A 14,512-nucleotide genomic window follows, 5' to 3' on the forward strand; every position below is an offset into this window, starting at 1 on the left:
AACATGCCAAACTTTGAACAGTCGTCTCCCCAAAACTACGTAGATAAAGAGCACCCAACTGAAGTTCAAACTCAGGAGTCAGAATTTTTGGTAAAATTCTGGGGCGTGCGGGGATTGGTTCCCAGCCCAGGTACGAACACGAGTCGATATGGTGGCAATACTGCCTGTGTAGAGATGCAAGTTGCCAAGAAACGCTTGATTTTTGATGGAGGAACTGGCTTACGGTTATTGGGGAGGAGTTTGCTGCAACAGCAACAGAGTATAGAAGCCCATTTATTCTTCACCAACTCCCAATCAAATCGCATCCAAGGGTTTCCCTTTTTTGCCCCTGCATTTCTGACAGAAAATAGTTTCCACATTTATGGAACTGCAGCGTTGAATGGAGCCTCAATCAAACAATGTCTGTACGACCAAATGCTCCAACCCCACTTTCCTTACCCATTACAGGTTATGCAATCAAAATTGCATTTCTACAATTTTGCTCCAGGTAAGGTGTTTAAAGTAGACGATATTACCATTACAACAGCATTAATCAATCGCCATCAAAAATCTGTTGGCTACCGGGTTGCTTGGAAGGACTATAGTGTTGCTTACATCACAGATTTGCATCCAAGCCCAAATGAAGCAGATAAAGAACACATAGTACAGATCACCAAAGGTATAGATTTGTTAATCGCCAATGCAACCTATACGCCTCCCTCTATACGAAAACACGACCAAACACAAACCTATTGGGAGACGGCTGTTGATTTAGCTCAAAATATTGGGGCAAAATGGCTAATCATTTCTCACCATCACCCTGATGACTGTGATGATTTTCTTGATGGAGTTCAAACTCAAGTGAAATCAATTTTTCCAAAAGCATTATTAGCTCGTGAAGGGCTGATTTTACTAGTGGATTAAATGAGATAAGGGTCAAGAGGAGACTCCCAGTCAAAACTGATAACTGAGAACAGATAATTGAGAACTGTTAACTGTTTGAGAGAGTTCTTGCAGTTTTTGAGCGGCTGCACCACTTGTTAATAGGTTTTCTGCTTGGGCGATACCCTCTCCCATACCCGAACAAACTCCACAACGCCACAGATAAAACCCTCCATTCCACAAAGCTGTTGCCATAAGTTCAGAAGCTTTTCCATCTAATACCCCCTGCATATCAACAACGAGTTCTTCTAAAGAATTAAGAGGTACGTTCTTCATCATAAAGCCGTAATCGCGAGCAACCAAATGCAACCGTTCTATGGGTGCTACTTCTGGTTCATCGGGTGTTGCAGCACTTCCCAATCCGATAATAGCTGTGCGATCGCGTGGTAGATCGCAACTCCCCTCCAAACCCTTGACAGTTGTAAACTGACTCACTCCTTGTAACGCCAAAGCAGTTTGGAAGAAGCCTTCTGTGGGCGGGTGAACAAAACCGGCGATAATATGAGCATCTCCTGCATAGGGACACCAAATGAGTTCCATTGTCGCCAAGGGCGGGCGCTTACCTAACTGGTCGCGATATTCCCACAGACTTTGAGTTAAAGGAAAATGTTGAGGAGTGTAAACAAAGCCTATTCCAGTTTTCTCAAACACTTGCTGGGTTTTTTCTAATGGCAGCCCAGTCCAATCAACTCCTAACCCCTGCCAAATATCTATTAATGGTAAACCGTACTTGGTCGGCTTGCGATCGCCGCCATGCATAACCACTGGTTGTCCTGCTGCTGCTAGTAGCAAAGCCGTGATTGGGCTAATAGGAGCAGTGCGGCTTCTGCCATCATAGGGTATGCCCAAAACTATGACAGGACGATTGCTGGTTATTGGTTGTAATTTTGGTCCCAATTCGTTGTAGGCATCCAACATACCTGCTAACTCTTCCCCTGAAGGGCGTTTGATGCGGTGAGCAATGAGAAACGCCCCTATTTGGGCTGGAGTCGCTTCTCCTAGCAGCATCATTTTTGTCGCTATCGCTGCTTCAGCACGAGTTAAATTCTCGCCTGTATGGTTACCACTGCCTACCTTCTTCAAGAATTCTCTAAATACTGTGCTCATAGATTCTTTATGTCTTTTGTCCTTTGTCCTTTGTTATTGGTCTTTTGTCAATCACTAATGACCGATGACTCATGACTAATGACATTTAAGAAGCTGAACAAACCAAAGCATCTACCTTGGGTGGTATGTTGTCCTTTACCAATTGCCAAAAATATTTGATTGGGGGAATTTGCAGGCGATCTTGAGTCGTTACCATAACAACTCGACGAGTCAAACCCGAGTTGTCAGATACAGAACCATTACTGTTGCAGGCTAGGGAACGAACTGCAAGAGTAGGATCGTTCCGTGCTTCTACTAATGCCGAGTAAGGTAGCAAAGCCACGAGTTCGCCTTGACGCACCACTCCCCTAAAGGCATCCAGGGTATTGACCTCTAAAGCTGCTTGTAGCTGGGCTTCCAATCTCTCGAATCTATCTTGGACTAAACGTTGCATTCCATAACCGTCCTTAAAAACCACTTGCGGGTAACGAACGAGTTCTGACCAAGGAATGTGTTCGTGTTTTGCCAGTGGATGATTGTTTCCTATCAAAACTTCTATAGGTTCATCATAAAGCACTTCTACAACCATTTCTTTTCCTGCGGTTAAGAAGCGATTATTCATGACAATTGCCAAATCTACCAATCCATCTTTAAGGACTTTTAATGCGCGGTCGCTACCTAGGGATGTTACCCGCAATTGTACTTCTGGATAATTATGGCAGAACTGTTGCAAAACTGGTGGCAGATAATAGGCACACAGTGAGTGAATTGCCGCAATACAAAGTTCTGGCTGCTTTCCTGCCAGTAAATCAGAAATTTCTTGCGTTGCACTCTGCCACTCTTGACAAATTTTCCGGGCACGGGGTAGCAAGCGTTCCCCTGCTAGTGTCAGTTTTGCTTGACTCGTTCTATGAAACAGTTCCAATCCCACATCCTCTTCCAGCGCCTGAATTTGGCGACTGATAGTCGATTGGGTTACACCACATTTTCGTGCTGCTGCTTGGAAACTGCCAGTTTCTGCGATCGCCAGAAAGGCTTGCAACTGCTCTAGTCGCATCTTAATGTAGCCTGAATTACACTTATGGCTCTCATTAAATTAACGTATTTTCATGCACAAATTGGTACAGTGTGTTACAGGAATTCTTCACTGAGAGATTTTTTTACTTCTTTTCTAGGGACAAATTTTTCAGTGCCGCAGTTGCGTGTAGTCTGACTTGTACGTCTTCATCTGCCAATAAGTCGTTTAATGCGTTTATGGCTTGCATTTTCCCCAACTGACCTAGAGATAGGGCGATCGCACTTTTGATGCTAGAAATCTCAAGGGCAGGGTGGTTTTGTTGTAAGATTTCTAATAAAACCGTCGTTGCTTTATCTTTAAGAGTCAAATCGCTGACCCGTCCCAAAACAGTCACAATCTCCTGCCATAAACTTGTCAATTGCAGGGTGTAAAAGGCTTGCTGGAGATACTCAATACCAGAGAGTGTCTCTACCCAACTTAAAGCACGAATAGCTTCCAATTGTAATCGAATTGGTGTATGAGGTGATATTAGTACCTGAAATAAGTGCTGTGCCGCCGTGTCACCACCCATTCTAGAAAGAGCGATCGCCGCCGCACAACAAACATCTAAGTTAAAGTCATAAAGCCTTGGTTGTAATTTCGCCACCAAATCCAATTCCGAACACAAGTCTTGACGAAAGCCCAGACCCAACACAGCTTCTCTTCTAACAGCTGCGGCGACATCATCCAACGCATTTAAAAGCACGGGTGGAATACGGGGATCGTGAAAGCTGCTGAGTGCTTCAAGCGCCACAACGCGGACAGCAACTTGTGAATCTTGCACTACACCCAACAAAGGTGTAATGATTTCCTGCTGCCGGATGTAAGAAAGAGCTTGGACTGCGACTAGACGTGTCTCATCCTCTGCCAAAAGTTCTATCAACGGGGCGGTAGCACCCATTTGTCCTAATGCAGTTGCGGCGATGGTTTTGAGGTCTTCGCTTTCGCCACTTTTCAATAATTCCACTAATGGAGCGATCCCATCTGAATTTTTCAACTCTCCCAAAATCCGTGCTGCATACCAGCGCACTTCTTCCTCTGCGTCTTCATCTTGCAAAATTTCGACAAGTGGGGGAATGGCAAGATCTCCTAAACGGGAAAATAATTTAACAATTTCCCAACGCTGCTGAAAATCCCCACTTTCTAAAACCGAGAGTGCTAACTCCAGCAAATCTTCCCGATCTTCCTCTATTTCTGAAACTTTTGAGTTTTCTGTCATGTCAATTTTTGCTGACTGTCCCGTGGCTGTCGCCTTTAAACCCTGTAACTAGATTAAGCTTTATAAATTGCTTATTAGACGAGCTTGATGCAAAAAAAGCATCTATTTTATACGCTTTTTGCAAACTTATTTGATTTTAGTAGCACACTATACGATTTTCATCATTTCTCAAGTTTAATTTATAAACTGTTACGTAGTTCGCAGACTGCCTTTAGACAACATTAAGACAGATTGACTTTAACAAAAATGTAAAGGCAAACCAAGACTCTTTGTTCAATTTTCCATCTGTACCTCATAACTTTCAAGTTGTGGGGTAGCAAACAGTGTTGAGATATACACGAGGGGCACAGTAGGCACAGATATCAGATTGGGAACCTGTATTGAAGGTATTCCCAGCAAAGATGAGCTACCTGTATGGACAAAATTTCATCAAGCATTGAGCAGTAAAGCTGAACTCATTAGTTAATCGTTACTACAACAACTAACCACTCACCACTCACCACTAACAGCCAATAATTTAACAACAAACAAATGAAAAACTTTTCTAGAAGACAATTTATCGTTACCGCAGGTGCTACAGCAGTTGGTTCTATCTTGGCTCACGGTTGTTCATCTGATAAACCAAGTGCAGATAACTCCTCTAAGACTGGTAATACAGCAAACACAGCTGCCAATGTTGCAGTAGCAGCTGATGCTCCAAAAGTAGAAACAACAAAAGCAAAATTGGGATTTATTCCCCTCACCGATGCTGCACCCTTAATAATTGCTAAAGAAAAGGGCTTTTTTGCCAAGTACGGCATGACAAATGTTGAAGTTGTCAAGCAAAAATCATGGCCTGTAACCCGTGACAATTTGAAAATTGGTTCATCTGGTGATGGTATTGATGGAGCACACATCCTCAGCCCAATGCCCTATTTGCTCACCATCAATGACAAAGTGCCCATGTACGTCTTGGCACGCCTGAATGTCAACGGTCAAGCTATTTCTGTTGCCAATGAATTAAAGGATTTCAAAGTGGGCTTAGAGAGTAAAGCACTCAAGCAAGCCGTTGATAAAGCCAAATCAGAGCAAAAATCTATGAAAGTGGCTATGACCTTCCCCGGCGGTACTCATGACTTGTGGATGCGTTATTGGTTGGCAGCTGGAGGGATCGAGCCCAATCAGGATGTGGTGCTCGAACCAGTACCACCACCACAAATGGTGGCGAACATGAAAGTCGGAACCATAAACGCTTTTTGTGTTGGAGAACCTTGGAACGCTCAGTTGGTAAGTCAAAACTTGGGTTACACAGCCCTAGTTACAGGCGAATTGTGGAAAGATCATCCAGAAAAAGCCTTTGCTATGAGAAAAGACTGGGTTGATAAGAATCCCAATGCTGCACAGGCGCTATTGATGGCGATTATGGAAGCCCAACAGTGGTGCGATAAACCATGAAATTTAAGGAGATCAACCCGAAGATTAAATAAGTTGCGGTTATATGCAGCAAGCAAGGATAAAACAATCACTTCCATAGTTGAAGATTGGATTGACCGTCTCCCTAACGCAGAACTTGGCAATCAAGCCACTGTCCCCACTCCCACGTTAGCCGACGGTCAACATAGGTGAGCAGCGCGTTGGGCGGGTTCCCCGACTTGAAGCGACTGCTCACCCGTAGGGTCGGGGGACGTGCCTTGATTGCCCGGTCATTCATCCCACACTGCCTTCGGTCAGATGTGGGGCAACTGAGCCGATTAAGCTAAAGTATAGGTTCCCAACTAAGTTTGATATCTATAAAAAGCTGGGTTATTAGTTTTTTTTATTATAGCTAACCCAGGCATAAAATTTATCAACGTGCGGGATACAGTTTGGGAATAATTTCGTCTTTTTCTCCAGATACCCAGCGAGCAAAACGTTGCGCTAAGGGTGGCACGATCGCGAGTGGATTGCTAAATCCAGAAAAAACGTGAATATTTTCGTGTCCGGGAATGGAACCGATTAAGGGAAGTGCATCACGACTAAATGACACCAAACAGCGGTGCAAAGTTCCTGGTAGACTACCCAAAGTTGGTAGCACCCTTTCAATTTCTGCTCTCAGAGATGCTTCACTTTGTGCTGTATCAATGTAGGCATAAGGATCGGTTAACACACGACTAATTTGACCAAAGCGGAAACTGCCGTCTTGGAATTGAATCCCGCCAGGATCTAGAATGGGAGGGGCGGGTTCAAGACCGGGTTGTTGCCAAACCTCATCGTTTTTGGAAGATTCAGCTTCCAATACAAAGCGTTTGAGATTTGCTGGCATCACTAAGGTACGCAGTCGTATATGATTCACAGGTGGAGTCTCTATTGTTTCTGCATGGGTAAAGTACAGCTTGATGGGAATGTTGGATGACTGAAGTAATTGTCGGCTGAACCCACCAGCACAGACAACCGTGTTAGCACTGTAGTACGTTTCTGTAGTGGTGCGTACTTCCTGAATTCTCTCTTTTTTTTCTGATAGAGAAAAATCTTTCACTAGGGTAATCTTCATTTCACCCCCAGCACGCAAAAATGCTGTAATATAGGCTAGGGCTGTTTTTTCTGGGTTGATATGACCGTGTTTGACAGTTAAAGCACCTGCGATCGCTTCCGGATTTAACAAAGGTTCTAATTCACAAGCTTCTTTAACGCTAAGTAAACTTGGGGGAATGGCAAAGCGAGTGTAGGAGGCTGCAACCCCCTCTGGATTGACATCAGCAGGAATAGTCAAAAGTAAATCCAACTCTCGAAATTCAGTGTCAAAATCTAATTCTGCGGATAGTAGGCGATGGCGTGTAATTCCTTCATGACAGAGCTGGCTGGTCAGTGGAGTTGTACCAGCCCAAAAGGCTAAACCACCATAACTATATCTGGTTGCATTTTGTGGAGTGGTGTTTTGTTCTAGTAAAAGCACCGCATAACCCTTCTTAACAAGTTCATAAGCAAGTGCAGCACCCGTAATACCTGCGCCAACTACAATCCAGTCGTAGGTTTTCATCAATCGATTTTTTTGCTTTGATTAAGTAAAATCACACAAATAAAGTTAACTTATGAAGACCGTCCTTAGTACGAGTGTCATTTGTTATTGGTAAGGATTGTGAATTTATATTCTTAAGCGGCTCAAGGGCTTTCAATTTGTGGTTTCTCATTAAAAACGATCCAATGTAAGTTGAGGGTTTTAAAAATTTCTACTAAATTATTAAAGACGACAGGCTTAACCATGTAAGCATTGACACCAAGGTCATAGATGTGGTTTATGTCAATATGGTCTTTAGAAGAGGTAAGAACTACCACTGGCAAGCGCTTAAGTCTTGACTGCTGCCGCAACCACATGAGAACCTCAAATCCAGACCTGCGGGGAAGCTTCAAATCAAGTAGAATCAAGACAGGTAGGGGGTAGCGATCGCGATCGCTGTAAGGCTCTTGTCCGGATAAATATGATACGGCTGCATCACCATCATTCACGACTTGCAGGGGGTTAGTAATATTAGCCTTATTAAGTGCTCTTTGTATCAGGAAAATATCTCTAGGATTATCCTCTACAAGTAAAATTGTTTCTTGCTCTGCGCTCATTCTATAGCTAGGGGTAATTCTATCCAAAATTGGCTTCCCTGTCCTTGCTGCGATTCTAAACCAACTTGTCCGCCCATACGCTCAACCCCTTTTCGCACAATAGATAAACCAATTCCCGTACCGGGATAAATATCATCGCCATGCAAGCGCTCAAAAACGTTGAAAATTCGATTTTGATATTTTGGCGCAATACCAATGCCGTTGTCTTCCACCCACAGGCGAACCATGCTGTTGTGTTTTTCAGCCCATATTCGGACTTGGGGTTGGACTCCTGGTGTCACAAACTTAGTAGCGTTAGATAGTAAGTTAGTAAGCACTTGAATTAAGACTGTGCGGTTGCCAATAACTTCAGGTAAAGGTTGCTCAAGCCACACCTTTGCCTGTCGCTGTTTTAATTCTGGTTCTAGCTGTCGGAGAATTTCTGGCATCAGCAAGGATAAGTCAATAGGTTGTAGTGGTATTTCAGCGCGGCTGAGGCGACTGTATGCGAGCAAGTCTTGAATCAACCGATCCGCTTGTTCTGTACTTGTAATAATACGCTGTAAATAGTTGTGTTGGCGTTCCACACTCAGGGTAGATTCCTGAGCCTGAGTTTCTAACAAGATAGAACTAAATGCTTGGATGGCACGTAATGGTGCGCGTAAATCGTGGGAAATTGAGTAGGCGAATTCTTCCAAATCTTGATTTGCTGCCTCTAATTGAGCAGTGCGTAGTCTGACTCGCTCCTCTAAGCTGTGGTTCAGTTGCTGAATTTCAATTTCAAACTGTTTGCGATCGCTAATATCTTCAATTAAACCATCCAGTACCTCCTGTCCCTCAATCGTATTTATGGTTACACTTAATGCCACCCAAATCAAGGTGCCATCAGTTCGGCGTAACTGTATCTCCCACTCTTGTGGAGGGGGTGATTCCTCGGTCAAATCTAAGCGGTACTGACGGATATTTAATAAATTCATTGACTTAACTTGTGCCAATGAATCCGCACCTAATAGTTTGAGAAAAGCTGGATTGCTTTCTATTAAATTGCCATTGATATCACATCGAAAAACCCCTACTCTCAACTGATTGAGCAACCGTTGCAGGCGAATTTCAAGTAGGCCTGCTTGTCGTCGGTTTTCGGCTCGTTCTAAAGCAATTCGGACAGATACAGGTACGCGAATGTAGCGATTTGGTAGCTTGAGAATGTAATCGTCTAATCCATTTTTCATTGCCTCAACAGCAATTTCTTCATTCCCTGTATTGGTAAACATTATGACCGGGCAGTTTGGATAGTGCTGTTTGGTAGTTTGTAAAACTTGCAGCCCGTCACTCCAGCCTAGTTGATAGTCAGTAATCACCAAATCAAACTGCCCTGCTTCTATTGCACTGGCAAAGCCCGTTGCTTCGAGAATTTCTTGTACCTGAAGTTGGGGGAATTCTCGTTGCAGTTGTCGAAGAACTAAAGCGCGATCGCCGGGATTATCATCAATTAGTAGAATGCGGATTGCTTGACTCATGGGTTCCGTTGGAAATGAGAACGGCTTTTGGCAAAGCAATAAAGAAACGACTACCAGCCCCAAGCTGTGATTCCACACCAACTTGACCGCCCATGCGCTCTATCCCTTTGCGAACAATAGCTAAGCCAATACCCGTGCCGGGATAAATTTCAACGCCGTGCAGCCGTTCAAACACGCGAAAAACCCGCTCCTGATATTCAGGTGCTATGCCGATACCGTTATCCACCACCGATAATTCTATCCAATTTTCTTGCTCTCGAGCATAAATCTCTACTTTTGGCTGTATACCAGGCTGCACAAATTTCAGAGCATTACCAAGCAAATTTGTGACAACCTGGATAAGTGTAGAGCGGTGAGCCATGACTGATGGCAGAGAGCGAACGATGACCTCAGCTTGTTTTTCTGCAAGTTGTGTGCTAAGTTGCTTTCGTGCTTCAGTAACAACACCATTTAGGTCAACGGGCTGAAGTTGAATTTGACCGCGACTCAGACGACTGTATCCCAGTAAGTCATCAATGAGAGTGTCTAAATGAATCGCACCCTCAGTAATAAATTGGATGTATTGTTGCCCCATTGAGTCTATTTGGTCGCCGTAGTCTTCCTGCAACGCCTGAGCAAAGCCTTGCATCGTCCGAAGGGGTGCCCGTAAATCATGGGAAACTGAGTAAGTAAATGCTTCTAACTCTTGATTTGTTTCTTGCAACTCGTTGGTACGCTCAATGACACGCTCTTCTAACTCCAAGGCATACTGTTGCAGTCGGTCGCGTAGCAAAGATTGTTGGATGGCGATAGCTAATTGATCTGCGACTTCACGAATAACTTCCCGTGCTTCGACATCAAAAGCGTCGGTTTGAGTTGCGGTAAGGTTAAGTTCGCCAAATAGATTTTTTTGAATCACCATTGGAACGCAAAGGCAACTAATCATTCCCCACGATCGCAGTCTAGCTAAAATAGGAGGACAGGGCTCAGCAGTAGCCAAATTCTCTACATAACGAATGCTTTGGTGCAAAGTGTGCTCGGGTGCAAAGTCAGCCAGTGGCATTTGAGTGCCTTCAGGAGGTTGCAATTCTCCCGTGACACTTCTCCCTGCAAGGATTTGGCAGGTTCCTGTTTCCAAGTTAAAAAGAGCAACAAATGCTTGTTGGTAGGGCACTAATTGACTCATTTGAGTCAAGGCAGTGCGGATAAGGGATTCAATAGACTCTGCTGATAAAATTGCCCGGTCAATATTATGCAAAGCGGCGAGTCGTTGGGCAGAACGTTGAGAAGAAGCTGTTTGTTCTCGTGCGGTGACAAGAGCATTCTCGTAACTCTGAGACACCTTTAAAAGTTGTCTCCAAATAAAATAGGCAAGGAGACTGCCAATTGCCACTGATAAGATAACACTGGAGAGAATCACTCGTTGAGTGTTCCTTCTCACGACTTGGCTGCGGCGATCGCGGAGATACTCTTCAATAGCGATAAAATCAGCAAATTGGTTTCGTATCGCGTCCATGCTTTTTTTCCGCAATCTAAGTGCAGGTAGGGTTTCAGTCTCACCTCGTTGTTTGCGAGTGATGGCTTGGGAGATAGAGCGGTTCCATACTATTTTTTGCGCTCGGAGTTGCCTCAAGCGTTGGCTTTGTCCCGGATTATCTGAAACCAAACGACCCAATTCGTCAAAAGCACTGTTGATAACAGAATTAGCTTGCTGATACGGTTCCAAAAAGTCTGCTTCCCCTGAGATTTGGTAGCCACGTACTCCAGTTTCTAAATCCAGTAGCAGTTTCTGAGTCCGATTTGCCTGAGCAATAACGCGGTCTGTATGGTCAACCCACTGCATAGCTGAAAGCAAGCGGGTAATTTGCCAAATTGATATTCCTGACAATAATAGCAGTAGGGAAATTGGCAGGGCAATAGTGCTGATGAGTCTGCGCCTAAATAGCACTTGAGGAATTTGCAGCATTTCCCAATTCTAGTTATTTATTCTTGTATCATCGTGTCTATATAAAAAAGTATCCAACAATTTTTTGGGACGAGCAGGGATGCCCATCCCTAGCCTTCCCCAATATAAAGGGGGAGGGAACTGGATTTGCTTGTCAACGGTACAACCAAACGCGCAGTAGTGACAGCAACTGTTCAACATCTACAGGTTTGGTGATATAGTCCGATGCACCAGCGTCAATGCATTTTTCTCTATCGCCCTGCATTGCCTTAGCAGTTAGAGCCACAATTGGCAAAGATTTAAATCTCTCGTCTTGCCGAATCATGCGAGTTGTTTCGTAACCGTCCATTCCCGGCATCATCACATCCATCAAAACCACAGCGACATCCGGTGTGTTGTAAAGAAGGTCAACGCCCTCTCTACCGTTTTCAGCATATATCACCTGCATCTCATAGCGCTCCAACATACTCGTGAGAGCAAAGATGTTACGGACATCGTCATCTATAATGAGAACCTTTTTACCCACAAGGACAGGATCGGAGCTGTGTAATTGTTCCAGTATTTGTCGCTTGGGTGCAGGTAACTCTGCTTGAACTCGATGGAGGAACAAAGCAGTTTCATCTAGGAGACGTTCGGGAGAACGGACATCTTTAACAATAATCGTCTCTGCCAAGCGCCGGAGTTGAGTGTCTTCTGAGCGAGTCAGTTCTCTTGCGGTGTAGACAATAATTGGCAGTGCTTCGCCATTGGGTAGTTGCTTAATTCGTTCGATGAGGTCAAACCCGCTCATATCGGGTAATCCCAAATCCAGAACAACGCAATCAAAGTACCTATCGCGTACAGCTTGTAGTGCCTCGGCACCTGTTTTGACAGCAATGGTAGCAACATCCGTGTTGCCTATCAATTCCACAATGCTATGACGCTGAGTATCATCGTCTTCCACGACCAACAGACTCTTCACCGGGCGTTCAACAAACCCTTTAATCTTGCTGAATGCTTTATGCAATGCCTCACTACTCACGGGCTTTTGCAAGTAAGCAATTGCACCTAGTTGCAAGCCACGTTGCCGCCCGTCTTCCACGGTCATGATATGTACTGGGATATGGCGGGTTTTTGGGTCGTGCTTTAAGCGATCTAGGACTGTCCAACCATCCATTCCAGGTAAGCGAATATCCAAAATGACAGCTGTTGGTTGAAATTGTTGTGCGAGTCCCAAACCCGTGTTACCGTTATGGGCAACAATGCACTTAAAGCCCTGTTGCCGCGACATATCTAGAAGAATGCGGGCAAAGTTGGTATCGTCTTCCACAATAAGAAGTACGCGATCGCCGTTTTCAATGTTACCCCTGTCATCCATAAGAGGAGTCGAAATCCCAGGGAAGTTAGAGGAAGGGAGGTTTCCACCGTTACCGTCTTCAGAGAATGGGGAAGTAGGGCTGGGGGGAAGGGGGGGAGTGGGAGACGCGGAAACAAGCCACGGCATGGTGGAAGCAAATTCCGCATTCTGGCTGCTGCCATTCAGCCACTGGCTTGTGGGGGTGTCTCCAGTTGAAACAGGTGGCGTGTTAGTAACCGTTGGGGGTTCTTTGGTTGAAGTTACTGCCGTGGACTGGGAGTCAGGCGTGGGGGATAAAGGCGTTAAGACTGGCAAACTTTGTGGTTTGGTGACAGACAATGGTTCTGCATTCCTGCGTTCCCACGTCCCTATATCCCTTTCTTCTCTAATTTGGGGTAAGTAGAGTGTAAAGGTGCTACCCTCCCCAAGGCGACTGACAAGTTTAATTTCCCCACCCAACAAACGGGTAATTTCGCGGCTAATTGACAAACCCAACCCCGTACCACCATATTTGCGGCTGGTGGTACCATCTGCTTGTTGAAACGCCTCAAAAATGATTTTTTGCTTGTCGGGGGCAATGCCAATTCCCGTATCGCTGACAGCAAAAGCTATGACAGTTTGGGCGCGATTCAAAGTTTGATGATCCGGGCTCCATCCTTGTGTTGCCACAAACATCCGCAGGCGAACTTCTCCACGTTCTGTAAATTTAAAAGCGTTGGCTAGGAGATTTTTCAAGACCTGCTGCAAACGTTTTGCATCTGTATGAATGCTTCTGGGAAGTTCGGGTCCCATCTCCACCGTAAAATTCAGACCCTTGCCAATAGCAACTTGTCTAAAGGTTCGCTCAATGTGTTGGTGCAATTCTGTCACCAGCATCTGGTCAACGTCAATTGACATAGTTCCAGATTCAATTTTTGCCAGATCCAGAATGTCATTAATTAATGCCAACAGGTCGTTACCGGCAGAGAAAATGGTACGGCTGTATTCAACTTGTTTCTCAGTTAAATTGCCTCCAATATTATCCGCCATTAACTTAGCCAAAATTAACAAGCTATTGAGGGGCGTCCGCAATTCATGGGACATATTCGCCAAAAATTCAGACTTGTATTTTGATGAAAGGGCGAGTTGTTCTGCTTTCTCTTCCAAAGAACGTCTTGCATATTCAATTTCTTGATTTTTACGTTCGACTTCTTTATTTTGCAGGGCTAACAACTCTGCCTTTTCTTCCAGTTCGGCGTTGGTTTGTTGCAGTTCCTCTTGCTGTTTCTTCAACAGTTCTTCGGAAGCTTTGAGGGTGAGGGCTTGTTGTTCCAGACGCTTGTTGGTTTCCCTGAGTTCGTTTTGCTGTGCTTGCAACTCCTGTGCTAAAGACTGGGACTGTTTGAGCAATTCTTCAGTCCGCATACTAGCAGCAATGGTATTTAATACAATTGCAATACTTTCAGTCAGTTGGTCGAAGAATGTCAGGTGAATTTCGCTAAAGCGCCGGAATGAAGCGAGTTCAATGACTGCTGTGACCTGCCCCTCAAACAGAACGGGTAACACAACAACATTCAGTGGTGACGCTTCGCCCAAGCCAGAACCAATCTTAATATAGTCTTGGGGGACTTCTAAAAGCAGAATGCGTTCTTTTTCCAAAGCACATTGTCCCACCAAGCCTTCACCCAAGAAGAAGCGGTTGGCAAGATGTTTGCGTTCGCGGTAAGCATAGCTACTGAGGAGTTTGAGGAATGGATTGTCCTCTAAGTTTTCCATGATGTAGAAGACGCCGTGAGAAGCTCCCACCAATGGCGCTAACTCGGAAAGAATTAACTTGGATACCGTTTCTAGGTCGCGCTGACCTTGTAGCATCCTGGTAAACTTGGCTAGGTTTGTCTTCAACCAGTCTTGCTCGGTGTTCTTC

Annotated in this window: 9 protein-coding genes and 1 pseudogene; 2 read left to right on the forward strand and 8 right to left on the reverse strand. The window is 44.7% G+C overall.

The features are described from left to right. Window positions 1-3 precede the first annotated feature (3 nt). On the forward strand, window positions 4-903 hold the full coding sequence (locus ACYRY3_RS12030; RefSeq protein WP_460201902.1) for an MBL fold metallo-hydrolase: 900 nt from the start codon (window positions 4-6) through the stop codon (window positions 901-903). Window positions 904-933: 30 nt separating this feature from the next. Here ACYRY3_RS12030 and ACYRY3_RS12035 read toward each other — a convergent pair whose 3' ends face one another. The 3 genes from ACYRY3_RS12035 to ACYRY3_RS12045 form a co-directional block, all read right to left on the reverse strand. Further along, window positions 934-2,028: an anthranilate phosphoribosyltransferase family protein gene (locus ACYRY3_RS12035; protein ID WP_460201903.1), complete on the reverse strand. Its 1,095-nt coding sequence runs from the start codon at window positions 2,026-2,028 to the stop codon at window positions 934-936. A gap of 85 nt (window positions 2,029-2,113) precedes the next feature. Next, window positions 2,114-3,064 carry a LysR family transcriptional regulator gene (locus tag ACYRY3_RS12040; RefSeq protein ID WP_460201904.1) on the reverse strand — a complete coding sequence of 317 codons (951 nt, stop codon included), beginning with the start codon at window positions 3,062-3,064 and terminating at the stop codon, window positions 2,114-2,116. Window positions 3,065-3,167: 103 nt separating this feature from the next. After that, a complete protein-coding gene (locus tag ACYRY3_RS12045) occupies window positions 3,168-4,283 on the reverse strand; it encodes a HEAT repeat domain-containing protein (protein WP_460201905.1) in 1,116 nt (371 codons plus the stop codon). A 531-nt stretch (window positions 4,284-4,814) separates the two neighbouring features. Here ACYRY3_RS12045 and ACYRY3_RS12050 point away from each other — a divergent pair. Continuing rightward, window positions 4,815-5,711, forward strand: a pseudogene (locus ACYRY3_RS12050) (CmpA/NrtA family ABC transporter substrate-binding protein); the annotation flags it as partial. A gap of 397 nt (window positions 5,712-6,108) precedes the next feature. On the opposite strand, the gene ACYRY3_RS12055 reads toward ACYRY3_RS12050, so the two are convergent. The 5 genes from ACYRY3_RS12055 to ACYRY3_RS12075 all read right to left on the reverse strand — a co-directional run. Further along, window positions 6,109-7,278, reverse strand: coding sequence for an NAD(P)/FAD-dependent oxidoreductase (locus ACYRY3_RS12055; protein WP_460201906.1), 1,170 nt, complete (start codon window positions 7,276-7,278; stop codon window positions 6,109-6,111). Window positions 7,279-7,400: 122 nt separating this feature from the next. Continuing rightward, window positions 7,401-7,853, reverse strand: a complete 453-nt coding sequence (locus ACYRY3_RS12060) for a response regulator (protein WP_460201907.1) — start codon at window positions 7,851-7,853, stop codon at window positions 7,401-7,403. Further along, window positions 7,850-9,349 (reverse strand): sensor histidine kinase, encoded by a 1,500-nt coding sequence (locus ACYRY3_RS12065; protein WP_460201908.1) that lies wholly within the window; start codon window positions 9,347-9,349, stop codon window positions 7,850-7,852. The genes ACYRY3_RS12060 and ACYRY3_RS12065 overlap by 4 nt, the downstream gene beginning before the upstream one ends. Beyond that, entirely contained in the window at window positions 9,318-11,294 is a 1,977-nt protein-coding gene (locus tag ACYRY3_RS12070; RefSeq protein WP_460201909.1) for a CHASE3 domain-containing protein, read from the reverse strand. Before ACYRY3_RS12070 ends, ACYRY3_RS12065 begins: the two co-directional genes overlap by 32 nt. A gap of 133 nt (window positions 11,295-11,427) precedes the next feature. Next, the coding region (locus ACYRY3_RS12075; protein WP_460201910.1) for a response regulator at window positions 11,428-14,512 on the reverse strand (3,085 nt) is incomplete at its 5' end.

This window comes from Scytonema sp. NUACC21 (assembly GCF_054684315.1).

Excerpts from the sequence above, each read along its gene's own strand:
- ACYRY3_RS12030 (WP_460201902.1), top strand. The coding sequence starts at position 4 with ATGCCAAACTTTGAACAGTCGTCTCCCCAAAACTACGTAGATAAAGAG.
- ACYRY3_RS12035 (WP_460201903.1), bottom strand. The coding sequence starts at position 2,028 with ATGAGCACAGTATTTAGAGAATTCTTGAAGAAGGTAGGCAGTGGTAAC.
- ACYRY3_RS12040 (WP_460201904.1), bottom strand. The coding sequence starts at position 3,064 with ATGCGACTAGAGCAGTTGCAAGCCTTTCTGGCGATCGCAGAAACTGGC.
- ACYRY3_RS12045 (WP_460201905.1), bottom strand. The coding sequence starts at position 4,283 with ATGACAGAAAACTCAAAAGTTTCAGAAATAGAGGAAGATCGGGAAGAT.
- ACYRY3_RS12055 (WP_460201906.1), bottom strand. The coding sequence starts at position 7,278 with ATGAAAACCTACGACTGGATTGTAGTTGGCGCAGGTATTACGGGTGCT.
- ACYRY3_RS12060 (WP_460201907.1), bottom strand. The coding sequence starts at position 7,853 with ATGAGCGCAGAGCAAGAAACAATTTTACTTGTAGAGGATAATCCTAGA.
- ACYRY3_RS12065 (WP_460201908.1), bottom strand. The coding sequence starts at position 9,349 with ATGAGTCAAGCAATCCGCATTCTACTAATTGATGATAATCCCGGCGAT.
- ACYRY3_RS12070 (WP_460201909.1), bottom strand. The coding sequence starts at position 11,294 with ATGCTGCAAATTCCTCAAGTGCTATTTAGGCGCAGACTCATCAGCACT.